Annotated in this window: 19 protein-coding genes; 11 read left to right on the top strand and 8 right to left on the bottom strand. The window is 42.0% G+C overall.

From position 1 onward, the window contains the following. The 3 genes from JWQ54_RS24495 to JWQ54_RS24485 all read right to left on the bottom strand — a co-directional run. Positions 1 to 916 (bottom strand): NHL repeat-containing protein (locus JWQ54_RS24495; protein ID WP_299590332.1); only part of this gene is annotated, 916 nt, incomplete at its 3' end. 782 nt (positions 917 to 1,698) lie between these two features. Then, entirely contained in the window at positions 1,699 to 3,033 is a 1,335-nt protein-coding gene (locus JWQ54_RS24490) for a G-D-S-L family lipolytic protein (RefSeq protein ID WP_299590330.1), read from the bottom strand. Between the two features lie 19 nt (positions 3,034 to 3,052). Then, entirely contained in the window at positions 3,053 to 4,276 is a 1,224-nt protein-coding gene (locus tag JWQ54_RS24485; protein ID WP_299590328.1) for an OmpP1/FadL family transporter, read from the bottom strand. 158 nt (positions 4,277 to 4,434) lie between these two features. On the opposite strand from JWQ54_RS24485, the gene JWQ54_RS24480 reads away from it, so the two are divergent. The 10 genes from JWQ54_RS24480 to JWQ54_RS24435 all read left to right on the top strand — a co-directional run bounded on the left by JWQ54_RS24480 (position 4,435) and on the right by JWQ54_RS24435 (position 16,524). Then, on the top strand, positions 4,435 to 5,319 hold the full coding sequence (locus JWQ54_RS24480) for a helix-turn-helix domain-containing protein (RefSeq protein ID WP_299590326.1): 885 nt from the start codon (positions 4,435 to 4,437) through the stop codon (positions 5,317 to 5,319). Positions 5,320 to 5,644: 325 nt separating this feature from the next. After that, positions 5,645 to 6,094, top strand: a complete 450-nt coding sequence (locus JWQ54_RS24475) for a thioesterase family protein (RefSeq protein ID WP_299590324.1) — start codon at positions 5,645 to 5,647, stop codon at positions 6,092 to 6,094. A 373-nt stretch (positions 6,095 to 6,467) separates the two neighbouring features. Further along, the gene (locus tag JWQ54_RS24470) at positions 6,468 to 6,920 is read left to right on the top strand and encodes a DUF2147 domain-containing protein (protein ID WP_299590322.1); all 453 of its coding nucleotides are present in this window, start codon (positions 6,468 to 6,470) and stop codon (positions 6,918 to 6,920) included. 38 nt (positions 6,921 to 6,958) lie between these two features. Beyond that, positions 6,959 to 9,331 (top strand): 3-hydroxyacyl-CoA dehydrogenase/enoyl-CoA hydratase family protein, encoded by a 2,373-nt coding sequence (locus JWQ54_RS24465; protein ID WP_299590320.1) that lies wholly within the window; start codon positions 6,959 to 6,961, stop codon positions 9,329 to 9,331. A 15-nt stretch (positions 9,332 to 9,346) separates the two neighbouring features. Beyond that, a complete protein-coding gene (locus JWQ54_RS24460; RefSeq protein WP_299590318.1) occupies positions 9,347 to 10,525 on the top strand; it encodes an acetyl-CoA C-acyltransferase in 1,179 nt (392 codons plus the stop codon). Positions 10,526 to 10,553: 28 nt separating this feature from the next. Beyond that, complete coding sequence (locus tag JWQ54_RS24455; RefSeq protein ID WP_299590316.1) at positions 10,554 to 12,347, top strand: acyl-CoA dehydrogenase family protein; 1,794 nt, start codon at positions 10,554 to 10,556, stop codon at positions 12,345 to 12,347. Positions 12,348 to 12,379: 32 nt separating this feature from the next. Further along, entirely contained in the window at positions 12,380 to 14,191 is a 1,812-nt protein-coding gene (locus tag JWQ54_RS24450) for a long-chain fatty acid--CoA ligase (RefSeq protein WP_299590314.1), read from the top strand. A 28-nt stretch (positions 14,192 to 14,219) separates the two neighbouring features. Further along, on the top strand, positions 14,220 to 14,993 hold the full coding sequence (locus JWQ54_RS24445) for an enoyl-CoA hydratase/isomerase family protein (protein ID WP_299590312.1): 774 nt from the start codon (positions 14,220 to 14,222) through the stop codon (positions 14,991 to 14,993). A 1-nt stretch (position 14,994) separates the two neighbouring features. Continuing rightward, positions 14,995 to 15,876, top strand: coding sequence for an SDR family oxidoreductase (locus JWQ54_RS24440; RefSeq protein ID WP_299590310.1), 882 nt, complete (start codon positions 14,995 to 14,997; stop codon positions 15,874 to 15,876). A 57-nt stretch (positions 15,877 to 15,933) separates the two neighbouring features. Continuing rightward, entirely contained in the window at positions 15,934 to 16,524 is a 591-nt protein-coding gene (locus JWQ54_RS24435) for a trans-aconitate 2-methyltransferase (RefSeq protein WP_299590308.1), read from the top strand. Positions 16,525 to 16,883: 359 nt separating this feature from the next. On the opposite strand, the gene JWQ54_RS24430 is transcribed toward JWQ54_RS24435, so the two are convergent. From JWQ54_RS24430 to JWQ54_RS24410, 5 genes are all read right to left on the bottom strand, one after another. Next, the gene (locus JWQ54_RS24430) at positions 16,884 to 19,280 is read right to left on the bottom strand and encodes a PQQ-dependent sugar dehydrogenase (RefSeq protein WP_299590306.1); all 2,397 of its coding nucleotides are present in this window, start codon (positions 19,278 to 19,280) and stop codon (positions 16,884 to 16,886) included. Next, positions 19,234 to 20,193, bottom strand: a complete 960-nt coding sequence (locus tag JWQ54_RS24425; RefSeq protein ID WP_299590304.1) for a ThuA domain-containing protein — start codon at positions 20,191 to 20,193, stop codon at positions 19,234 to 19,236. Before JWQ54_RS24425 ends, JWQ54_RS24430 begins: the two co-directional genes overlap by 47 nt. A gap of 295 nt (positions 20,194 to 20,488) precedes the next feature. Next, a complete protein-coding gene (locus JWQ54_RS24420; RefSeq protein ID WP_299590302.1) occupies positions 20,489 to 22,093 on the bottom strand; it encodes a DNRLRE domain-containing protein in 1,605 nt (534 codons plus the stop codon). A 252-nt stretch (positions 22,094 to 22,345) separates the two neighbouring features. Then, the gene (locus JWQ54_RS24415; RefSeq protein WP_299590300.1) at positions 22,346 to 24,760 is read right to left on the bottom strand and encodes a carboxypeptidase-like regulatory domain-containing protein; all 2,415 of its coding nucleotides are present in this window, start codon (positions 24,758 to 24,760) and stop codon (positions 22,346 to 22,348) included. A gap of 223 nt (positions 24,761 to 24,983) precedes the next feature. Beyond that, positions 24,984 to 25,493 carry a DinB family protein gene (locus JWQ54_RS24410; protein ID WP_299590298.1) on the bottom strand — a complete coding sequence of 170 codons (510 nt, stop codon included), beginning with the start codon at positions 25,491 to 25,493 and terminating at the stop codon, positions 24,984 to 24,986. A gap of 324 nt (positions 25,494 to 25,817) precedes the next feature. Between JWQ54_RS24410 and JWQ54_RS24405 the strand changes: the two genes are divergently transcribed. Next, entirely contained in the window at positions 25,818 to 26,210 is a 393-nt protein-coding gene (locus tag JWQ54_RS24405) for a response regulator (RefSeq protein ID WP_299590296.1), read from the top strand. Positions 26,211 to 26,228 lie beyond the last annotated feature (18 nt).

The raw sequence follows: 26,228 nt of genomic DNA, 5'->3' as shown, positions 1-26,228 counted from the left end.
TCTCTTTCACCTGTTTGTTCCCATAGTCCGTTACAAATACATTGCCCGAGCCATCTACCGCAACGCCAAACGGGGTGCTAAAGCCTGAACCTATGGTGATTGGTGCGCCGCCGCCAACCGGGATCTTCTTGATAGCACTGTTGCCAAAGTCGGCCACATATACATTGCCGTAGGCATCTACCGCCACTCCTGTTGGGGTAGTAAAGCCCGAACCCAGCGTGATCACTGCCCCGCCGCCTATGGGGATCTCTTTGATCGCATTATTGCCCCGATCTGCCACGTATACGTTCCCCGCTGCATCCACCGCCACATTAAAGGGCTGAAGAAAACCTGAGCCTAAGGTTATGATCGGACCGCCGCCCACAGGGATCTTCTTCACCAGATTATTTCCGTCATCGGCCACATATACATTTCCCGCCGCATCTACCGCTACCCCATCCGGTGTGTTGAAGCCGGAACCAATCACAACCGGGGTGCCGGTGCCGCCCGGGATCTTTTTTACCACATTGTTGTTCTGATCGCCGATATAGATATTGCCTGCCGCATCTACTGCGATACCTGCCGGGATGTTAAAGCCTGAACCCAGCGTAGTGGTGCTGCTGCTATAAGCCGGGGCATCTGCAACTCCCCCACTTATCGTGGGTGCCAGCGGGCTGATCGCTGTACCAGCAATATACGTTTTAGGGGAGCCGTAGTAGCTTATGGTAGGTCCGGCAAACTGATTTGGTCCTTTTATTATTGCTGCGTTTTTTTTACCGGGCCTGCCTAGCCGGTTACTTTTATATCCTGGTGAAGTATTGGCATCGGCATACAAACTATTAAAACAAAATAAAGCCATAAACACGGCAAGGCTTAATTTCTTGATAATAGCTATCGCAGAAAAAAAATTTCTTGATGAAGGTAAGGGCGTTTTCATAATAACGTTGAAAGGTAAAAGTTTTTAATACTAACAAACTGATAACCATGTTTTTTGGCCATGCCAAAATCCGATATATATTGTTAATGGTCAATCATATAAACTTATGATTTTATGGAGGAGCAAGGGGTCCGTTTAATGATTCGTGCTCTGTGTGCCCTGGCAAGTTCACCATTGCCTGGCATAACTTTTCACCGGTCGTACGATGTCTCTCCGGTATTTTTCCAGGTGGAAGATTTTGTGCTTCTGTTTTAGGTTTAAAAGACATTTTATAGCTGGTATTAAGCCCGGCAGCTATAAAACCTTAATAATTAGCCATCAGCATTATTATTTTACAATATCGCCTTAGAGCCCAGGGTTTAATAACTGTTTGAATGTATAAAGTTTACTAATTTTTTTAATATTCGCTATGCGGGTTTTACGCTATTTTTTATGCCATGATACTTTATTTTCACCTATAAATTACTGATATTTATTAAGCCTGGTAACCAAAAAAGCCTCCGGCTTTGGGCGAGGGCACTGAAAAAGTAGCTATTTATTCAAAAGAGGCTGTTTTCATTATAGAAAACAGCCTCTTTTTCTTTAGCGTATCCGGATAGGTGGTGGAGAGTACTTTCGTATAGACGATTCTCAGAGCCTCTATTTTATTTGTACGACAACCTCTTTAACTCTAAAGGACTTTTTCAGCGCCCTCCTTTGGGCTAAAGGCTTTTTACCCGGCTCCGGAGACAAGCCGCCAATTGAACCTATCCTCACTGGCTTGTATCTGACACTGATTATTATCAGGGAAATTTTACGCCATTATAAGCGGCCACATCAGCCGAAGGAATGTTGGCGCTGTACTGTTTATTAATAGCGCCGATAAATTGATTGGCTACAATTGCATAACCTCTTGGCGTTAAGTGTACCCCATCCAGCGAAAAAATCCCACCGCTGATATAATTAGAGCTTAAACTTAAACCATTAATAAGTAAACCATGTTGCTTTATACCATTTAAAAAAGCAAAAGCATCAAAAACAGCCAGGCCTTTTGAGGCAGCTACTGATTTAATGGTTGTATTATAGTTATTAACATAATCAAGGGTTATTGCCACTTCGTTTGCATCAAGTACATATTGATTATCAATAGGGGCATAGGGTGTTAAACCATAAGGAACGGTCCCGGCTGGTGATGTTACGGGCTGCCCTATCTTGCTGGTAGGGAAAGTCAGCACGATCAGGTCTGAAGCTGTAGCCGCTCTTGGTGCATAGGTAGAGGTAGTTCCTGAAACCAGGGCATTTATGTAGATTGCCGCAACTGCGGGATTAGCTTTTTGAACCCCTGCCAAAATTGCGGGTACAGTTATAGTTGTAAAGTAAGGAACCGAAGTAACATCAGGGATGGTTGCTACAACTCCTTTTGCACCGTTAGCGGTAAGCTTACCAATAAGCAGGGTGTATAATTGCGCAAATGTACTTTTATCAGTCAGCACATCACCTGCACCGCCTGATGTAGCATAGCCTAAGGCATCATTATTACCGAGCCAGTTTGAAAAAAACGTAAAAGGTTTTGCAGTAATAAAGTCAAGATACGAGGTATTATTGGAAGGTGCATTTCCTGGCAACAAGCGCTCAAAAAAACCATTAAGATTGCCATAAGGTGCGTAGGTAATGTGAAATAACTTTATTCCCGGTACACCATAATTATTAATATCGCCGCTATATTTGGTGTATAAGGTAACGTTACCAAAGCCGGGGACAGGTAAAATGCCCCTTACAGCAAGGTTATTGGTAACAGGGGTGGTAATGGGTGTTCCGTCTGCATTAAACCCAGTTAGCTTTAAATAGCCTGAACCGTTTGCCTGGGCCTCTGTAAAAAGCGGTTGATTAAACTGCCCGCCGCCAACAGTAAGCATCTGTTTGGCAATTATACTTGGGTACGAGTTCAATTGTCCTTCGCGGTAGAGGCCTCCATCGGCATAACCTGCGGTTAATGAATTTCCAACGGAAATATACCGTGAAAAATCTGCGGTGCCTTTTGATGGTTTAAAATTATTGATCTCCGGCTTGCACGCTGCAAGGCTCATAAGACCGAGGATAAAAAGGTAGCGGTAGCTATATTGTTTAAAAGTCTTCATCTGTTTTTTTGTTTAGAGTTTACCAGTGATAAGCAAGAGAAATGCCCGGGATGTATACATTGGTTTTAAACGTGCCTGATAATTGCGTTTGGATATTGGTTTGTGTGCGCGACATCAGGTGTTCATATTCAAAGCTTAGGTCGAGATCCAGGTGACGGGCAGCATGATAACCTAAACCCGCAGTTAAAAATACCCGGTTGGCATCAGGCACTTCTGGGGTAACATAGCCGTCGCGAACGGCTGTACTGGCATAACCACCACCTGCGCGAACATCAAATTTACCGTTTAACTTATATTGTCCGCCGGCTCTTAGCGCAAATGCATTTTTATAGTTGCGCGCAGAATGAGTATCCTGTAAAGCGGCAGTGTTGCTTGCATAATCAAAATCAAGGCTCTTGTAAACGCTCCAGTTAACATAGTTTACATCAAATGCAAGGGTAAGCTTTTTTGTGGGATAAATACCAAAACCGAGTGTGGTAGTTGCAGGCAAAGGTATGGCGGCGCTAAAAGTATTTGGCTGCGGAAAGTTACTTTGAAGAGAAGCAGGTACAGTAAATATCGCGTCCCCTTTATTAATAGTTGTTTTAACTTTTGACCTGTAAGTTAAACCTACTGTAAAAATTTCGGCAGGTTTATAATAAATACCCACGTTATAACCATATCCGTTACCGCTTCCCTTAAGCTCTCCCTGCCCGTCCTGTCCGTTTGCGCCTGATAATGGAATACCCTGGGTTAGATCAACAGTGCCTCTGTTATAAACAAAGCCTGCGCCTATACTTAAATTTTTAGCCACCTTAACACTTAAAGTTGGCTGAAAATAAATTGCCTTAAGGTTCAGGCTCTCCAGTGAGTATTTTCCTGCCCAACTGTTTCCCCAGTCAGTTAATCCTCCAAAAGGCGTGTAAACGGCCAGTCCTGCTTTCCACCTGGCAGATTTAGGGCCTATGGCTGCATAAAAGCTAAATGGGGTGGCTACCTTATTGGCTGTATGATACTGGGCAGATGAGCCGCTGGGGCTAAATACCGACTGAAATATCAGCGGACTTATACCAGCTTGAATGTAATTTTCGGGCAGCATAACAACCGCACCAGGGTTAAAAAATACGGATGCTCCATCCTGTACCAGGCCTGTGCCCGTGTGCCCCATCCCGATTTGTTTTTGGCCTTCCAGATTAACCTGAAATCCCTGCGCAAAAGCAAGAACAGGTAATAACGCGAACGCTAAGAGTAATAATTTTCTCATAATATAATTGGTATAAAATTTAGGCAGCAGTTGGGATTGCTCCTGTTGTTAATTAAAAATTAAAAATACAGTGTAAAACTTTCAAAAAAAGGGCTATAATGCGGAGAAATTAGTCAAAAAGTCGGTTATGAATTATTTAAACTATTTTTAGCCGTAAAATGAAGAAAATAGGACAACTCAGCTTATCAAAGTTTGCTGACCTGTATGCTGATAAGCTGATAGGCCCGGATTTTTTTATAACGGATGAAAAACAATTATTAAGTTTAAGTGAATATCCTTACCGTTCTGACGGATATATTATAGGCATATGTACACGTGGTACCGCGCAGGTGGAAGTAAACCTGCAGGTTTATGAGGCAAAACCGGATGCCATGTTGCTGGCCACACCTTTTCATGTATTAAGGATTTATCAAAGCAGCCCCGACTTTTTATGCAGGTTTATTGTTTTTTCAAAGGCCTTCCTGACAGAAAACAACGTAAACAGTCATTTTCTGGAGTCTTTCAGCTATTTTAAAAGCGCATCTCTGCCGGTAATTTATCCAGATCATGATGATGCCAAAATACTGCTTGAAATTTATGTGTTGCTACAACAAAAGCTCGACAGGCAGGGTCATCCATACCGAATGGAGATTGCCAGAAGCATGCTCATTACTATGCTATATGAAGTAGGGTCTATCTATGAAAAGCAGCATATAATGGTTAAAGGAAAACTAAACCGCAAGCAGGAGCTCAATGTGCTTTTCCAGGAACTTGTTTTTCATCATTATAAAGAACATCGCAATGTACAGTATTATGCCAATGCATTATTTGTATCATCCAAGCACCTTACAGAAACCATAAAAGATGTAACCGGCAGAACTGCCGGTGAATGGATAGACGATGCCGTGATACTTGAAGCAAAAGTTTTATTAAGGAACCAGGAAACCAGCATAGCTAACATTGCTTTCGCCATTCACTTTCCTGACCAATCTTCTTTCGGTAAGTATTTTAAAAAACAAACGGGATTGTCTCCTTCAGATTACCGGATGGCTATTCCGCGTTAGTTAAGTCAACAGTCTTAAGTCGAAAGTCTTAAGTCAAATTCTGTCTTTTCTGACTTAGAACTCAAGACTTTCGACTTAAGACTAAGTTTCAATTCATGATTGACCCGACACTCGGTAAAGCATTGGCAACGCCCTTGTTTTCTTTCCGACTTTTTGACTAATTTCTCCGTATTGCTGCCCTTTTAGGCAGATAACATCCATTCTAATTTTACCCTCGATTAAAAAACCAGGTATTCCTTGCTATCAAAAAGCAGCGGACTTTTATTACTTATAATTGCTATCAGCTGTTACAGAACAACTAAATGAAAACATAAATAAGTATATCATGAATATTTTTTATGAAGGACAAGTTTTGTGGGCGCAGATAGATGCTAACCAGCACATGAGACATTCAGCTTATGCAGATCTGGCCGCACAATCAAGGTTAAACATGCTAAGGAAAGCAGGGCTTGATCTTGCAAAGCTACTTGATTACAAAATAGGGCCGGTGCTTTTTAAAGAGGAGCTTTTTTATCTGCGGGAAATAGTGCTTGGCGACTTTGTAAAGGTTACCTGTGAAATAACAAAATCAAGAGCCGATGGTTCCCGCTGGACGATCAGGCACGAGATCTATCGTGGTGATGGTACAAAAGCGGCTATAATTAACGCCGAAGGTGCCTGGATAGATACGGAAAAACGTCGGCTCACTTTGCTACCTGAAGAACTGGGGAAGTTGTTTTTGGATTCGCCCCGAAGTAATGATTATACTGAAGAGATTCCTAAACCTAAAGAATAGATAGGAACTGCCATATAAAACCCATGAGTTTAAAAGAAGACTTTGAAACAGCCGTTAAAGAAAGTGAAGAACTAACAAAACGCTCTGATAATGATACTTTACTTAAATTATACAGTTTAAAGGGTCCTGAATAAACAAAGGTTGAAATAACCGATATTTTGACAAATGTTTCCGCCTTACAACCCTTTAGATTACCTTAATAAACAGGATATTTGTTATATATAAACCAATACTAAATTATTCACCGTTCAGGCGGTTAAATTATTTTTTATAAAGAGTCAAAGCCGTTGTGCTGTACATCAGCACATAGTATCTTGTAACATGGATTCTTTTTGAAGCGTTATTTAATTGTATGATCATAATTCCTAAAACAATGTTCTTAAGCAAAAAGCGTTTCACCGGGTTGGTATTAATTCTGCTCACAATGGCCACTTTCGGTTTTACTACCCGTCAACAAACGGATAAAATAGAGGGGTTATGGTACAATGACGTTAAAAGCGCCAAAATAGAGATAGCCAAACATGCTAATGGCAAATTTTATGGCAAGGTTGTTTGGCTTAAAGAACCGTTAAAAAATGGCAAACCTAAAGTTGACGAGCTGAACAGTGACGAAAAACTCCGTAGCAGGCCAAGGCTCGGGTTGCCAGTATTGGCAGGCTTTGAAAAAGATGGTGAAAATAAATATACAAACGGGACAATTTACGACCCTAACAATGGCAAAACCTATAGTTGCAAAATGACTTATAAAGGCAAAACCCTTGATATAAGGGGTTATGTGGGCATCTCGCTCTTCGGGCGTACCACTACCTGGGAGAAAGCCGAATAAAGTAAAAAATCTATCTACATAAAATACAAGCATAAACAATGGATGCTAAACGAATTATAAAAAAAGTAGCTGTGCTGGGTTCAGGTGTGATGGGCAGCCGGATAGCCTGCCATTTCGCAAATATTGGGCTGCAGGTGCTGCTGCTTGATATTGTACCAAAAGATGCTGATGCTAAATCAAGAAATAAACTGGTTAATGAGGCCCTTGCCTCAGCTTTAAAATCAAACCCCTCGCCTATTTATTCAAAGAGGCTGGCAAAAAATATTACAACCGGGAACTTTGATGATGATATGCACAAGATTGCCGGGTGCGACTGGGTAATTGAGGTAGTGGTTGAGCGGCTTGATATTAAGCAAAAGGTATTTGAAAATGTAGAGAAATACCGCAAACCAGGTACACTGATCACTTCAAACACTTCGGGCATCCCTATTCACTTAATGGCTGAAGGCCGTAGTGAAGATTTCAGGAAGCATTTTTGCGGCAGCCACTTTTTTAATCCCCCAAGGTATTTAAAACTATTAGAAATTATACCTGCTGCAGATACCTTACCGGAGGTTGTTGACTTTTTACTTAGTTACGGCGAGAAATACCTGGGTAAAACAACCGTACTGGCTCAAGATACACCTGCCTTTATTGGTAACCGCATAGGGGTTTTCAGTATTATGAGCATGCTGCATTATGTAGAAAAAACCGGTATGACTGTGGAAGAAGTTGATAAGCTTACCGGCCCTGTTATTGGTCATCCTAAATCGGCAACCTTTCGCACTACTGATGTAGTTGGTTTGGATACCATGGTACATGTAGCCGTTGGTTTAAGCCAGGGTGTACCTGATGATGAGGCGAAAGACTTGTTCCGGATCCCCGGTTTTGTAACCAAAATGGTGACCAATAACTGGCTTGGCAGTAAAAGCGGGCAGGGTTTTTATAAAAAAGAAAAGGTTAACGGGGCTAACCAGTTTTACACGCTTGATTTAAAAACACTGGAATACCAGCCTTCAAAAAAAGTAAAATTCCCTTCGATTGAAACAACCAAAACGGTTGATAATTTAAAAGATAGGATGAAGATCCTTTTTGCCGCAAAAGATAAGGCAGGCGATTTTTACCGCGCTATATTTTATCAGCTGTTTGCCTATTCAAGCAACCGGATCCCCGAGATCTCCGATGAGCTTTATAAAATTGATGCTGCTGTAAATGCAGGCTTTGGCTGGGAAATGGGCCCTTTTGAAAAATGGGATGCCCTCGGAGTGGACACTACCGTTAAGGCCATGGAAACCGAAGGCCATAAGCCGGCAGCCTGGGTTTATGATATGCTTAAAAGCGGGGCAGCAAGCTTTTATAAAATACAGGATGGCAAACGCTTGTACTATGATATCAAATCAAAAACATACCTGGTAATTCCGGGGACAGAAGACTTTATATTATTGGATACTATTCGCGCAGCAAACACCATCTGGGAAAATAGCGGCACTACCATTACTGATCTTGGTGATGGCATCATCAACCTGGAATTCCATACTAAAATGAACACCATTGGCGGCGAGGTAATAGAAGGTATCAACAAAGCCATTACCCTTGCCGAGCAAAGTTATAAGGGATTGGTAATCTCGAACGAGGGAGCCAATTTTAGTGCGGGCGCTAATGTAGGAATGATATTTATGATGGCCGTTGAGCAGGAATTTGATGAGCTGAACATAGTGATCAAAGCTTTTCAAAATACAATGATGCGCATCAGGTATTCTTCAATTCCTGTTGTTGCAGCGCCTCATCAAATGGCGTTGGGCGGGGGCTGTGAGTTATGCTTACATGCCGATAAGGTAGTGGCACATGCCGAACTTTATATGGGCCTTGTTGAATTTGGCGTTGGGCTGATCCCCGGCGGTGGCGGTACCAAAGAGTTTGCCTTGCGTTTAAGCGATGAGCTGCAGGAAGGCGATATAGAGCTGAATAATTTCCGCGAGCGGTTCCTGACCATCGGCCAGGCCAAAGTATCAACCTCGGCCCATGAAGCTTTTGAGCTGGGTTATCTTAAAAAAGGCCGCGATATGGTCGTTGTGTCCCGCAACAGGGTGCTATCCGAAGCAAAAAAACAATGCCTGTTAATGGCTAATGAAGGTTATGTACAACCGGTTCAGCGTAAAGATATCCGGGTTTTAGGTAAACAGGCGCTAGGTTTAGGCTATGTTGGCGCTAATACCATGTTTAGCGGTAATTACATTAGTGAGCATGATGTTAAAATATCACAAAAACTGGCTTACGTACTTGCGGGTGCTGACCTGTCACAACCAACATTAGTAAGTGAGGAATATTTGTTGAACCTGGAACGCGAGGCTTTTGTATCCTTATGTGCCGAGCGCAAAACGTTGGAGCGCATCCAGTCTATTTTAACAGGCGGAAAAGTATTAAGAAATTAATAAACTGAGAACAAAATGAATGCATACATAGTAGCGGCAAGCCGCAGTGCAGTTGGAAAAGCAACCCGTGGCGGTTTCAGGTTTACACGGCCTGATACACTCGCTGCCGAAGTGATCAAACACCTGGTAGCATCTGTACCAAATGTGGATAAAGAGCAAATTGAAGATGTAATTGTCGGCAATGCTACCCCCGAAGCAGAGCAGGGTTTAAACGTGGCCCGCCTGATCTCGTTAATAGCGCTGGATACTGACAAGGTACCCGGAATGACAGTGAACCGGTATTGTGCATCAGGTCTGGAAACCATTGCAATAGCATCAGCAAAGATCCATAGCGGGATTGCTGATTGTATTATAGCGGGTGGTGTGGAAAGCATGAGCTTGTTACCCATGGGCGGCTGGCGCATTGTGCCAAATGCAGATGTTGCCATAGCGCATCCCGATTATTACTGGGGTATGGGTTTAACAGCCGAAGCTGTTGCTAAAGAATATAAAATTGGCCGTGACGAGCAGGATCAATTTGCCTATCGATCGCACCAAAAAGCCATTAACGCGATAGCAGGCGGGCGGTTTAAAGATCAGATAGTTCCGGTTAATGTATCCGAAACTTATGTAGATGAAAACGGAAAAAGAAAGGTAAGAGACTTTATAATAGATACAGATGAAGGCCCCCGTGCAGATACTTCAATAGAAGCATTGACCAAACTTAAACCCGTTTTTGATGCCAAAGGAATGGTTACAGCTGGAAATTCATCACAAACAAGTGATGGCGCCGCCTTTGTAATGGTAGTAAGCGAGCGTTTTATGAAAGCAAATAAACTTACCCCTATTGCCCGTCTGGTAAACTATTCGGTTGTTGGCGTACCACCGCGTATTATGGGTATTGGCCCATTGTATGCTATCCCGCAGGTGTTAAAAAAGGCAGGCTTAAAGCAGCAGGATATAGATCTTTTTGAACTGAATGAGGCTTTTGCATCGCAGTCATTAGCCGTTATAAAAGGCCTTGGATTGAACCCTGATGTTGTAAACGTTAACGGCGGTGCTATTGCATTAGGCCATCCGCTGGGCTGTAGCGGTGCCAAACTATCGGTACAGCTTTTTGACGAATTGAAGAAAAGAAATATAAAGTATGGTATGGTCACTATGTGCGTTGGCACCGGGCAAGGCGCCGCAGGAATATTTGAGTTGTTAAATTAAAAATAAAGAACATTTAAGACATATTATTATGAGCACTGCAACAGAAGACAAGCATTTAAAAGGTGGTGAGTTCCTGGTAAGGGAAACAAATGCTGAAGATGTATTTATCCCGGAAAACTGGGACGAGGAACAACTGATGATCGCTCAAACCTGCCAGGACTTTGTTGAGCAAAAGGTAGTTCCGATTCTTGACCGTATTGATGCACAGGAAGAAGGCCTGATGGTGAGCTTAATTAATCAAGCCGGCGAACTGGGCATATTGGGTGTATCTCTGCCGGAAGAATATGGTGGTTTTGGTAAAGATTTCCCAACCGCTATGCTTATCAGCGAAAAAACAGGTCCGGGTGCATCATTTTCTGTAGCAGTAATGGCACATACAGGGATTGGTACGCTGCCCATACTTTATTATGGTAACCAGGAGCAAAAAAACAAATACATCCCTAAACTGGGGAGCGGCGAATGGAAAGGTGCTTATTGCCTTACCGAACCGGGTGCCGGTTCTGATGCAAACTCAGGCAAAACGCGCGCAACGCTAACTGCGGATGGTAAACATTACCTCATCAATGGTCAAAAAATGTGGATTACAAATGCAGGCTTTGCAGACATATTCACCGTTTTTGCCAAAATCGATGATGATGAAAATCTGAGCGCATTCATCGTTGAGAAAGGTTTTGAGGGACTGTCGCTTAATCCTGAAGAACACAAAATGGGGATTAAAGGCAGCTCAACACGCCAGGTGTTTTTTAATGATTGCAAAGTACCGGTAGAAAACCTGCTGTCTGAACGTGGTAACGGTTTCAAAATAGCTGTAAATATCCTTAACCTGGGCCGCATCAAATTGGGTGGTGCAGCATTAGGGGCTTCAAAAGCAGTTATTACAAATTCTGTAAAGTATGCCAATGAGCGCGAACAGTTTGGCCGAGTTATTTCAAAATATGGTGCAATCCGTTATAAGCTTGGCGAACAGGCTATTCGTGCCTATGCGGCCGAATCTGCTATGTACCGGGCAAGCCAAAACATTGAAGATGCTATCCACAATTTAATTGAAGGGGGTATGGAAGCCTCTAAAGCTAAACTTAAAGGTACTGAGCTGTTTGCCATAGAAGCTGCCATTATAAAAGTGCATGCATCAGAGACGCTGGATTATATCGTAGATGAGGGTGTGCAGATTTACGGCGGTATGGGTTACAGTGCCGAGTCGCCAATGGACAGGGCTTACCGGGATAGCCGGATAAACCGGATCTTCGAAGGCACTAATGAGATCAACCGCATTTTAACGGTAGATATGATTTTGAAACGCGCCATGAAAGGGGAACTCGACCTGATGGGTCCCGCACAAGCTGTAGCCAATGAGTTAATGAGTATTCCCGATTTTAATGCGGATGAAGAAGACTTTTTCACCAAAGAAAAAAAGTATATAACTAACTTTAAAAAAGCTATTTTATTAGTAGCAGGCGCTGCAGTACAGAAGTTAATGACTAACCTAGCCAAAGAACAGGAAGTTTTAATGTACCTGGCTGATATGGTGATAGAGACCTATGCCAGTGAATCGATCCAATTAAGAGTTGAAAAACTGGCCGGGCAACGTGGCGAAGAGGCTGTTAAGGAACAAATTGACATGATGCAGGTTTATATCAGGGACGCTGGTGATAAAATTTTTAAAGCTGCTAAAGAAGCATTGAACGCTTTTGCCGAAGGTGATGAACGCAGAATGATGATGACGGGTTTAAAAAGATATACCAAAACGGAAGACATTAACACTACCGCGGCACGCAGAAGAGTTGCTGCAAGACTGATCGGGCAAAATAAATATTGCTTTTAAATAAGCTTCATTAAGATATAAAAATAAGTTATATGAAGAATGCAGCGAGATTGTTTGATTGTATTGCTATCCAGGCACAGAACCCTAAGGCTGACCTTTTAAATGGCAAAGTGAATGGTGAGTGGGTATCATATAGTACGGCGGCGGTACATGAAAAAATATATCAGCTGGCTGAGGCTCTTCTTGAGATGGGGATTTCTGCCGGCGATGGAACCACAGAGGGGCGGGACAAGGTTGGCCTTATTAGTAATGGCAGGCCTGAATGGTTGATCGTTGATCTTGCTGTTCAGCTGATCGGGGCTGTATTGGTTCCGCTTTATCCTAATTCGAGCTTAAAAGAAATTGAACTGATTTTAGTTGAAGCAGAGGTTAAGTGCATTTTTGTAAGCGATGCGGATCTATGTGCTAAAGTAAACAGTGTTATTAACCATGCAACGTCGCTAAAAGCTATCTATTCTTTTAATGATCTTGAAGGTTGTAAAAACTGGCAACAGTTGCTTAAACCTGTTAATGATTTTGATAGGAATAAAATAAAAACAATAAGTGCTGCAATTAAGGAAGATGATGTTACAACCATCATTTTTACTTCGGGTACAACTGGTCGCCCTAAAGGAGTTATGCTCACCCACAAAAATATAGCAAGTAATGTATCTGGCTCGGGTGAGGTGTTAAATCAAATTCCGATGGCAGATAAACGTGCATTAAGCTTTTTACCGCTTAACCATATCTTTGAAAAAATGTGCTCCTATATTTATCTGTTCTATGGCTTCTCCATTTATTACGCCGAAAGTATGGAAACCATTGGTTTTAATATGAAGGAAGTGAAGCCATACATTTTCACAGCCGTTCCAAGGCTGTTGGAAAAAGTATTTGAAAAGATCATGATTGAAGGGCAAAAGCTTAACGGGGTAAAAAGAAAAATCTTTTTATGGTCTATTAAAGTTGCGGAACAGTTTGAGAATACAGGCAAAAGCCCGTGGTATAAACTAAAATTAACCCTGGCTAATAAGCTTGTTTACAGTAAATGGCGTAATGCCATCGGTGGTAATGTTAAAGCAATAGTTGTAGGTAGTTCTGCCTGTCCTGCAAGATTGGAACGAATATTCACATCTGCCGGCATGGTGGTTTTGGAAGGCTATGGCCTGACAGAAACTTCACCCGTAATTTCAGTTAACCAGTATGACCCTTATTACAGAAGATTTGGCACAGTTGGGCTTTTGATAAAAGATGTACAGGTTAAGATCGCTGCTGATGGAGAGATATTGACCAAAGGACCTGGCGTTATGGTTGGTTATTACAAAAATCCGGAGCTTACTGCTGAAGTACTGGAAGATGGCTGGTTCCATACAGGGGATATTGGTCAAATGGACAAAGATGGCTTTCTGAAAATAACAGATAGAAAGAAAGAGATCTTTAAAACATCAGGAGGTAAATATGTTGCACCGGGCCCCATTGAAAACCGGATGAAGGAAAGTCCTTTTATTGAGCAAATGATGGTTGTGGGCGCCGAAAGAAAATTCACGACGGCACTAATAGTACCATCATATCCTAATCTTAAATTATGGTGCGATCAAAACAAACTCAACTTTTCTTCAAATCAGGAAATTGTGAATGGTGCTGCGGTAATTGCACTATTTCAATCAATTATAGAATCAGCAAATTCCGAATTTAACCATGTTGAACAGGTTAAAAAATTCAGACTGCTTCAGCATGAATGGACCATTGATGGCGGGGAACTAACACCTACCGGTAAAATGAAACGCCGCGCTATCCTTGATAAATATAACCCGGAAATAGAGAAAATGTATGCCAGTGACATTGGCAGTACAACGCTTATCCATTAAGTTTCATAATCTTTTATAATCAAATTCAATGAATACACTTCAGGTAACGGTTCAGGATAAACTTGCAACTATCACTTTAGATAGGGGCCGCTCCAATCCTATCAATTTGGAAATGATCAACGAACTGATTGTTACTGTAAAGGATCTTGAAACAAACGATAATGTAGGCGGGCTGATCATCACCGGGAAAGAAGGCTTTTTTTCTGTCGGCATCGATCTGATTGAAGTGTATAATTATGATGAGGAACAGAGCAGGGAATTTTGGAGCAGCCTTTTGCTGATGCAATCAACTTTATCCACATTTAAAAAACCATTTGTTACAGCCATAACCGGCCACTGTCCTGCCGGTGGTTGTATAATAGCTATATGTAGTGATTACCGCATAATGGCCAATGGGCAATTTATAATTGGTTTAAATGAAATACCTGTAGGTATAATTGTGCCTGAGGCTGTATTTCACTTGTATTCTTTTTGGCTGGGCAGCCGCAAAGCTTACCAATATCTGCTTGAAGGCAAGCTGTTAAATGTTGAAGAAGCGCTTAAAGACGGATTAATTGATGAGGTATGCAATCTGGCAGATGTATTAGCTACTGCAGAAAAAAAGGTTAGGCAATACATGAAACTGAACCCCGCAACCTGGAACCATAGTAAGCTTAACTTACGTAAAGAACTCCGCAGCCAAATGCAAAAGGAAAACAGCGATACATTAGATAAAATGTTGTTGCAATGGTGGGCGCCCGAAACCCGGTCATCGCTGCAAAAAATGATTGACAAATTAACAAACCCGGTTAAAAGTAAATAACATGCCATCTCCCGAAGAAAGCGGAATGCTTAAAGAAAATGCATTAAAAGGTAAAACCATTATTGTTACAGGCGGTGGTACCGGGCTTGGCAAGGCCATGGGCACTTACTTTTTAAAATTAGGGGCCAATTTGGTAATTACAAGCCGCAAGCTTGATGTATTGCAAAAAACAGCTACCGAAATGGAAGCCGAAAGCGGTGGCAAAGTATTGGCGTTAGCCTGTGATGTACGCAATTACAGCGAAGTGGAAAACATGCGTCAGAAAGCGATAGAACGTTTTGGTAGTGTGAATGCCTTGCTAAACAATGCTGCGGGTAACTTTATTTCGCCAACTGAAAGGTTATCAGCCAATGCATTTTCAACCATAATTGATATTGTACTTAAGGGTTCGGTTAATTGCTCGCTTGCTTTGGGTAAATACTGGATCAAAGAAAGTATGCCCGGTAATATCCTGAATATTGTTACAACATATGCCTTTACAGGTTCAGCTTATGTGGTGCCATCGGCATGCGCAAAGGGTGGTGTACTGGCTATGACCCGCTCACTGGCCGCAGAATGGGGACGGCATAAAATCCGTACAAATGCCATAGCGCCAGGGCCGTTTCCTACTAAAGGCGCGTGGGAACGCCTGCTGCCCGGAGATATGGCTGAAAAATTTGATTTTAAAAACAGGGTGCCACTTAAAAGAGTGGGTGAGCATCAGGAAATTGCAAATCTTGCCGCTTATCTCATCTCGGACTTTTCAGGTTATATCAATGGTGATGTTATTACAATCGATGGCGGTGAATGGCTGCAGGGCGCAGGCCAGTTTAATGGCCTCGAAATGGTTACAAGTGACATGTGGGATAATATTGAACAATTAACCAGGTCGACTAAAAGGTAGCTGAAAATCACACATAGGAATTATATAGCCTATTTTTAGTGTAATTTAAACTAATCAATGAGTTCGGTAAACGATTCCCTATCCATTTTTCATTATCACCGCTACATGATAGCAATGTATGGCAATGACAGCAGTCATGCATTAGGGTGGCGGGATGAGCAAAGCCAGGCTATCCGGTTCAAAGCTCTTGCAGGTTTGGCAGATATGAACGGTCATTCTGTGCTGGATGCAGGATGCGGATACGGCGACTTCCGGCAGCTTTTTCCTGGAATGACTTACATAGGTATAGAACAGATTCCGGAACTATTAGATGAAGCTGTCAATCGCTATGGCAATTGGCCTGATACAACTTTTATGTCCGGCAATTTCAATATAATTGATCTTCTCACATCTGATTATGTAGTGGCTAGCGGATCATTGAATTACCTGAGTGAAGATCCTGGGTATATATTCAAGGCAATTGCCCGGCTGTTTAAAAATTGCAAAATTGGGTTTGGCTTTAATTTATTAAGCAAGGTTAAACCAAATGACTTGATAGTGGCTTATGATCCGGTTCAGATAATGGCGTATTGCAAATCGGTTTGCCGGGAAGTAAAAATGATAAACGATTATGATGTCGAAGATTTTACGGTTTATATGTACAAATAGCTTAGTTAGTTCCGTTCATTATAACAAAAGAGAAAAGTATAATTATTTTGAACCTACAAATAGCTCAAATACAATAATGATACCCCCTGTCGTGGTAAAGAAATGTGGATATTAACCTGTCCTTCATTAACTTTTATTATAGCGTTTTTGCCCATTGTCTGCAATAATTATAACTGCTCCAACCGGACGTGATTTTTTATCACCTCTTCGATCTCTTCATCTCAATCTACAGCGTGTTTTTCTATCAATTCTTCGTAAACATCCTCCTTGCATGCGACGGAGATTCTAAGAATTGTTATGCCTTCCTTGGCCTAAAAAAAGGCTATCTATTCCTGCTTTTCTTATAAAGGCTTCTGCATTTATTGGCTTATTCCAAAATTTACCCAGTCAACATTTAATAATGATTGTCTTGGCTTGCTTTTGTTTATAAAAACAAAGTACAGGTCATGTTTTGAACCCGGATCACTGATAGCAGTACTTACCTCCGCATAATCAGATCGTTTGCCTGTGGGGGTAAAGTTAAGCGTGCTGATGATATTCCCGGTTGGCGAATCCACATGCACTTCTGCAGCCCCATTCATATTTGCAGAAGAATACCGGTAAGTAAGCTGATTGATCGCTTTAAGATCGATATTTTTTAATACAAAATATGATTTGTTGTGAATGTTTCCAATCTCCTTATCTCTTATAGAAACGTTGTTGTAAAGATCGGCATCTTCTGCCTGTACTTTGGCTGGCCTTAATACCAGGCTCGCGCCGGAGGTTAGCGCAGGCGCTGCTCTTCCACCCCTATCCGTATATGATGCAGAGAGTACGTACCTGCCTTCATCTTTATTACTAATATGGTCTTTAAGAGTAACAATACCTTGTTGTGGAAGCAGTACCACATTTTTAGGTGTACTTAATGACAGGATATATTTTACAATTTCAGCAGCATTCTGCTTTGAGAGCTGCGGATGGGCACTCATGGCATGTTCGCCCCATACACCGTTTCCGCCTTTTATAATTTTATCGGCCAAACGGTTTACCTGGTCTTTTTTACCGGCATATCTTTTTGAGATCCGCATAAATGCCGGCCCAACCGATATTGCGTTCACCTGGTGACATGCCTTACAGTCGCTGGAGGCCATCATCTCCTTGCCGTAGCTATAAGTGGGGGCAATTTCCTGGTGACCAATTAATGTTTTACCACTCTCTACCTTAGCTATATAATTGAGTATCACCTTAACCCTACTGCGATCAATAATTTTATCCTGCTCATCCTTTACATTAACCTTGTATTTTAGTGATTGCGGATTGTTGGTGAAGAAGCTGCTGTTATCAGCGGTACTAATCGAGATCTGCGGCAGGGTATTGCCAACTATGATTTTCATGGCATCCATACTGCTTTTGCCTTGGCTATCGGTAACTTTTAGGGTCACCCTGTACACGCCGTTATGTTTAAAAGTATAGGTGGGATTTAGCACTCTTGATGCCACGGTTTTCCCTTCAAAACGCCACTCATAAGTAAGTTTATCCTCATCAAAATCGAAACTTTTTTGATTAAAAGCTACTTTATATGGTGCCATCCCGATCGTGTCGCGGGTATCAATTTTTGCTACAGGAGCACGGTTGCCGCCATTATAATCTACACGTACCAAACGCGCATCTACATTATCAATTCCGTAAACTGTACCATATTCCAGCATGTAAATTGCGCCTTCGTACCCCACTTTTATATCAATCGGGCGCCTGAAATCGCCGTTTGTTTCCATAAAAGGGTCCATGCGCTTAAAATTTTGATTTTCATCCAGGTGGACTGCAAAGATCCAGTTACGCATCCAGTCAGCCACAAATAACACCTTATCATAATACGCCGGGAGTTTTGTATCTGATTTAAGTTGTGGGTTAAAATGATACACGGGGCCAATTATAGCACACCTACCACCCTGACCTAATAACGGAAACTCATCTGACATGGCGTACGGATACCAGATCAATGGTTTTTGCGCCGGCGGCAGGATCTTTAACCCTGTACTATAAGGCGATGTGTTCTTGGGTCCGTTAAGGTCAAAATCATTCCCAACCTTTTTTGTAGCAAAATCATATTCATTGTAGGGAATGTTATTGCCAACAACAAATGGCCAGCCATAGTTGCCTGCTTTTTTTGCCTGGTTAAACTCGTCATACCCACGTGGCCCCTGCACACCATCGGTACCGGCATCCGGACCAACTTCACCCCAATATACATAGCCAGTTTTAGGGTCTACAGACATTCTGTAGGGATTACGGCAACCCATTACATAGATCTCTGGTTTGGTATTGGCCATGCCTTTGGGAAACAGGTTCCCATCGGGTACGGTATAGCTGCCATTTGCTTCAGGATGGATACGCAAAATTTTACCACGAAGATCATTGGTGTTACCTGCAGAGCGTTCTGCATCAAATACCAGTCTACCCGGGCGTTGATCTATAGGCGCATATCCTTCTGATTCAAAGGGAGTGGTGTTGTCACCTGTAGATATGAATAAGTTTTTGTTTTTGTCCCAGGATAATGAGCCGCCCGTATGTGCGCTAACTTCAAGGTCGATAGGTATTTCAATAATTACTTTTTCTGATTTAAGATTAAGCACATTATTTTTACTGATCGCAAACCTTGATATGTGCTGTTTGTATTTTCCGTTAGTTTCAGCCGTGTTAAAGAAATAGATGAAATTATTACTGGGAAAATCAGGATCGATGGTCATTCCCAACAAACCATTCAGGTATTTTATCAACAGCTTTTACCGGGAACTTGTAAACCAGTTTTGTTTTTTTTGTTACCGGCTCATATACATAAAAGTTACCGGCACGCTCAATAAAGAACACCCTTCCGTCGGGCGCAACTGACAATGTCATTGGTTCGTTCAGATCATTTGAAAGGACGGTTTTGGTGAACCTGTTATCCTCGGGTTTTTTAACTGCGTATGATCTGGAATAATCCAGGGGTGCATCTGTACCAATCGCATATTTTATGCCACCCAAAACATGCTGCAAAAACAACGGCTCGCTGTAACTTTCGTCAGTATGGCCACCACCGGTATAAAAGGCACGGCCGCCATCAAACTCATGGTACCAGGCAATTGGGTGGTTGTCGCCGTTAGTGCCTCCTTCATAAGTATCCTCATCCAGCTTAGCTAACACTTTCAGATCGGGCTGGATGCTTTTGTAGTTATACCATTCATCTGTACGCTCCCATCTTTTAGGCAAGCCTTTGGTTGAAATATGAGTGGAATCAATCACATCAATAATCGCCTTACGTACGTTAGGGTTACCCGGGTGGCTGCTAAAATATGCGCCTACCAGTTTATTATACCAGGGCCAGTCGTATTCTGTATCAGTCGCAGAGTGTATGCCTATAAAGCCGCCGCCTGCTTCTATATACCGCTCAAATGCTACCTGCTGATCAGCATTTAATACGTTTAAAGTAGTGCTCAGGAACATTACAGCGCTGTAATGTTTCAGGCTATCTTCAACAAAGCAGGCGGCATTTTTTGTGGTATCGACCTCAAAGCCGTTCTCTTTTCCCAATTTTTGAATGGCGGCAATGCCGCTTGGTATCGAGGTATGATACCACCCCTTGGTTTTTGTGAAAACCAGGATCCGTGGCGGCGTTTTAGCTGTTACTGTGACAGTTTTTGGATTGGACACAGTTTTAAAGGAATATAAAACGGCAGAAATACAAACTGACATTAAAATAACGCACAGAAAATTTAGGTAAGCTGACTTTAGCATAGGTTTATAATAGGTTTATTATCGATATAAAAATAGCGGATTGATCTTCAGTGTTGTAAGATTATTTGAATGTCACAAATTTGTTACGACATAAGCTTAACAAACTGGTGTGATTCAATATCAGGTGCAATTGACGTTGTGGTTAATCCCGGTATATTAGCAATGTCGACATATTCCGTTTAATTTAACATGATCAAATGCAACGTTCACACTAATAGATGATCAGTTGGGGCTTATTATGGATATTATCCCTGCTGTTAAATATCAAATTAATATTTTTATTGGCAGGGTCCCGGAGCAAAAAACTTACTATTTTGTCTCCTGCTAATTGAGTATTTACATAATTGGTCACATCAAATTCAATATATTTTGCCTGGTTATTAATGCCAGCTGTACTCAAAGCTGTGGCAGTACCTGCCGGCGCATTGTTAAAAGTTATGCCGTTTTCTGTCCAGGAATCATCATCCACTCCATAACAGGATACACTGATCGATACTGTATTATCTTTGTTAAAACCATAGATCCGTAGTTTTGCAGAAGTAACCGTATAGTTTGTATCTTTTAGTGAAAATTTTATGTACGCCTTCCTTGTATAGCTACTCACAGGTGTTGCTTTTATAAGCAAGGTGGTATCCTGGCCATAATTTATGGCTGCAAAGCTCCCATCACGGACAAAGGCATCCGCAAGAGGTGATATAACAGATCCTGCGTTATCAACTACCGGTATCCCCTTCCGGTTAACGTTTGAGAAATTTCCACCGGTGTAATATAGATTTCCATTTAAAACAGCAGCAACGCCTGCAGATTTGCCTGCGGTTAGCGGCGTAAGATCGCTCCATGTATTGGTTGCCGGCGTGTATGCAGAAACAAGTTTGCTTAAAACATTATGAGAAGTTTCTCCTCCAAGTACCAGGATACGTGCTCCCATAACCACCACATCAGAAGCGATGTGATCACGGCCGACCGGCATGGATGCTAAATTTGTCCATTTGTTGGTACTTTCTTCATACACCTCCAAAGTTTTTTGGGTTACTGTATTTTCGTCCTGCCCATGTGCACCTCCGAGAAAATATATCTTACCATTATATACCGCGGATCCGGGGTGATTAGCAGGATTATTCAGAGGCGCCAGGGCTTTCCATCCGGCAGAAAGATTATCAAGGGCCAATGCATAATGGATATTGACATCCACCCGCGATAAATTAGCGCCTCCCATATAATGTATCTTGCCATTTAAATACCTCAGTTGCCCGGTAGCTAAGGCCATGGGTAAATCCGGCAAGCGGGTGTAAGTATTCAGGTTAACATTGTACCTCCAAACCTGTTTGGTTCCGAAAATCTGGCCAGTTCCATTTGCATTGGAGGTATACCCGCCAGCCATGTAAATATTTATGCCATCGCTTGTAAGTCCGGCATGGGTGATCCCTCCAAAACCCGGACCGTTTGGGACTTGCGGCAGGTCAGCAATAGCTGCCCATGTGTTTGCAATAGGGTCATAAACATATGCATGTTTAGTTGGCGTCCATGTATTAGGTCGTTTAGCGGCATCGTATCCGCCGAAAATATAGAGTTTACCATTAACTACGTCCCCGTGCACCTCATGGGTTAATATTGGCTGGCTTTTAGCGGTTCCCCAAATAATAGCTGAAAAGTTATCACTATTGGATTTAACCAGGTTATTTTCAATGGCTACAGCCACAGCGGGCTCATTTTTTTGGATTGTAACTTCATTTTGACCTTTTTTACAACTGTGAAAGCAGCATATGCCGGTAAAGCATATTAAAAAGGATATAAACCACGCTCTAAGCTTTTTCATACTGTCATTACTTATTTTAGTGCAGGAAGTGATGGTCTAATGGTTAGGGGCAGATTACATTAAAGATAAGGAGAAAAAAAAATCATTTGCAGAACAGGCATTAAATGTGAAAAATATGTGAAAAAATGAGTTGCTTTTATCGCAATGATAATTTAACAGCTGACCACATTGTCTGCAATTCTTCCATGTTGTATTTTATTTCTTATTAGTTACCCGGTTCCGGCGACAGGCCTGCATAATCCGGAACACGATTTATTGAACGTGATAATGGTAAACCAGTCTGCCTAAATGACCTTTATTGTCTATTCCTTCTATAACTACACGGTAAGTGCCTTTGCTGCCAGCGTTAAAGTATTCAAAGAAGGTGTTGCCATCCTTTCCTGTTAACAAATTTGGGTTCCAGTAGATGGTTGTGCGCAGATCAGCCAGTTGTTTATTAGTGCCGGACCTGTCATATAAAGGTGAATAAAATTTCCTTGCCTTGTAATAGCCTTTTGGGTAGTATGTAGTAATACCCCTGCCATAAACGGGTTCCGGTTCATCATTTTCGTCACCGCGTTTTGTAGTAACCAGTAAAACCCCGCTCCCTCCTCTGCCGCCGTAAATAGATGTTAAGCCAATATTGCGCAATACCTCTATGGCTTGTACATCATTATAATTAACGGTGTTCAGATACTTGTCCTCCACATACATGCCATCAACAATCAATTGCATGGGTCTGAAATCACGTGTAGAATAAGCAACACCATTGCTGAAATTCACACCAACGAGCCTGCCCTGCAAACAATCAGAAATATTAATGCAGCCTATAGCCTGAAGGTCTTTACCCATTATTATTTGGTCTGCATTTCCGGGGCCGTTCAGGTTTGATGAATTGCGAACCGCCTGCCTTTTTTCCCTGATCACCACCTCCTGTAAAGAAATGACATGGTTGCCTAAACCATACCTGCGCTGTTCTTCATATAGCTGTTTGCTGCTTTGCGCGTAAACAGCTAAACGGCCACTAAAATCGTTTTGAAAATCAGGTGAGATTTTATTTGACGAAGTGCTTGCAGGCATTAGCTTATCCATTTTGATATCCACATCTTTTTTATTTTTACTGGTACGTGCCTGAACAATAAACCTTACGCTGTCATCAAAAGTCAGATTTTTAAAAATGAACCGGCCATGTTCATCGGTAACTGCATCACGGGTGAACTGGATACTGTCCAGATCAAATAGCTTTACCTTTGCATCAATAACAGGTTTGCCGCCTGTTGTTAAAACTGTACCGGATACCTGTAACGAATTTTCGGGCCTGTATTGTTTCGCAGGGTAAACATCCTTTAAGATCTCCTTCCATTCAAAACGATGGTAACCCTGGGTCAACATCAGCACATCCAGGGCGGCCCTGGATTTTTCATCCGCATGGTTAAAATACCAGGCGGCTTGTTCCACATACCCCCTTAGATCAGAAGTAAGCAGGAGACTGGCCAGGATGTTGTTTTGTGTATCTTCGTCGGCAGGCATCCTGGTTTCACCGGTGACTGAAACTGAGAAGCTGCCGGCAGCAGGTTGGTTATTGCTGTTTTGTGCTGTAAGCATTAGTTTAACTTTTTGACGGGGTGCGTAGACCTGCCGGTCGGCTGTCAATTTTAAGTTTAACCGGTCAGTGTTTTGAATAAACACCAGCCGTTCATTTAAGGGTTCACCTACTCCAGAAAATAATGTAAATCGCACAATGCCTGAAGGAAATTTGTTTCTGGGTATAACTAAAGAAGACACAGCGGTTCCTGCTTTGGTTTTGGCTGTAAAATATATTTTACCTGCACTTTCTGCAATTAATGTCAGCTGCATGCCGGGGTCAGTAATCAACAAAGGCCTTGAGATGGCTATTTTTACCAGAAGGTTCCTGCGGTCATTATCATCAATTGTTAATACCTCTCCCTTATCCACTGCTATTGGCAACGGAATGTTAATTGCGGATCCATTTCCATCAATTATCTTAGCCTGGTAAGTTACGCCCGCTTTGGGAGTAAGCTCAAACACACCCATGCCTAAATGAACGCTGGCGAATTCAGTAACCTGCTGCCTTTTACTATCGGTGAGGATGCCCTTAATTGCTACCCCCAATCCATTTGGCGCTACGGCTTTAAAGGCGACTTTTGAGGTGATACCATTGACCAGGTAGCCACTTTCCGGGAAAAACTGTACGTCAATTTTACCTGCTCCTTTATTATTTATTGACGATGCTTTAACTATGTTGTTTTTATTATGATTGATGGTATTAATGATGGCAATCTGCCTATCAAAAAAATATTCTTTTCCTGCATTGCGCATGTAATTGGTATAGGCCCGGATCCGGTAATTTCCCTGGTGTAGTGTATCTGGCAACGCAAAGTCACCATTGGTGACACCGGAATCAAGAGGAAGCTTCACACTTTGCTTAATTGAATCCTGTTCATCTATAAGTTCAACATTAAGTATGCCGCTGAGGGTAGATAAGCGGTGAAGCCCGCCACTTACTACATATGCTTTGAACCAGATGTCGTCACCTGCAGCATAGTAAGGTTTATCCAGGTGCAGGTAAACCTTTTCTACCGGTTGCTCCAAAGTCCATTTTTCCAGTTGACGGCGTATTTTCGAAAAAGGATCATCCGTTAGGCATACAAAACTGTAAATACCCATGACGCTGGTTAATATGATTAAGCCGATAAAAAAACGCTTATATGTCATCACTGATGGGGCCTGTAAGTATAGCCTTACTATTCCCTGAATAATAAACGAATAGTATTAAAAGTTGTTTTCCTGATGATCTGCCAATCAAAATAGTAAAGTATCGCCAAAAATAAACGCCTTGACTTTAAGATTCATTTCAGATGATATGAATAAGTTCATTAGTTATACCCGACTATCCAGTCGTAAAACTTTTATCATCAGCCGAAGGCCCATAAATTGATGGCACCGCGATATCATTCAGCCGCATATATACGGTTAGCTGCCCGCGATGATGCACCAGGTGATTAATGGTCGACTCTACATTCTCCTTTTTAGAGGAACTGAACAGTACCTGCCCATTTGCTTTGAGATAAAACGTTTCTGCTAATTCCCCATCACTGATATTTAACAGCGTTTCTTTAGCTTCCGTTATGTTCTTTTTTAAATGATCTACCAGTTCCTGCGTAGTTTGCGGCTTAAAATGCTCGAAAGTAGCAAAGTCGATTTCCGAGTGCCGGATAATATGCGTAATCCACAATGGAATTTCGGCTACGAGTAATGCCAGGTAACCCAGTTCCATAGATTTTTCATGCGGTTTCCAGGCAAACAGTTCGGGCGGGATGCGTTCCAGGCATTTGATGGTAGCGGATGATTCGGCCTCCAGTTCTTTTGCAAACTCCCGGGCAAATAAAAGATCGTTCATTGGTCTGGGTTTTATGGGTGAGTAAAAAGTAAATAACAGCCATTGATCAAAATAGTTTGGCCTGATACCTTTGTTTTATGCTGACGCTCAATTAATTTAATGCACTGGTAAAGCCGACCAGTTTGAAGCCTTGTAAGAAGGCACTTTCCTGTACCTGCCTCATATCAAATTTAACCTGCGTTATTCGGCTGCCTTTTACTTTTAATTATACTAACAAGATGAACGCAGCGTTTAAATTACATATATCCCCCCTATATATATGCTAGTCTAACACCAGGCTATTTCTACCGGTGTTTCTGTTATTTATTTATAAAAATAAAGCTTATGGAAACGATCATGGTACAAGAAAGAGATGCCGCTACTTTAGAGGTACTCACCGCTGCTCTGCAAATGGAGGGATTCCGGGTTTGCAGTTTGACCGATTATAGCGAAAATGCCCTGGTAATGATCAGGCGGCACCGCCCAGAGCTCATATTGCTTGACTGCCCGTTCAACAATCAGTCGGGCAAGCAAATTTGCCAGTGGATCAAGTCGCATTTCCCCGGCCTGCCGGTAATCGCTTTAAGCTGCGATAATCATATTGACGCCCATTACCGGGAACTTGGATTTAATGACTATCTTAAAAAGCCTTTCGACCTGGATCAACTTTACCAGGTGGTCAGGAAACAGTTGACCGGGGATAAACGAAAAAAGAAATACACAGAACTAACACTATAAAACACGCATTTAATTTTT

Source organism: Mucilaginibacter sp. (assembly GCF_028288225.1).
Taxonomy (GTDB): Bacteria; Bacteroidota; Bacteroidia; order Sphingobacteriales; family Sphingobacteriaceae; genus Mucilaginibacter.
This window is presented reverse-complemented; position numbering and strand designations above follow the sequence as displayed.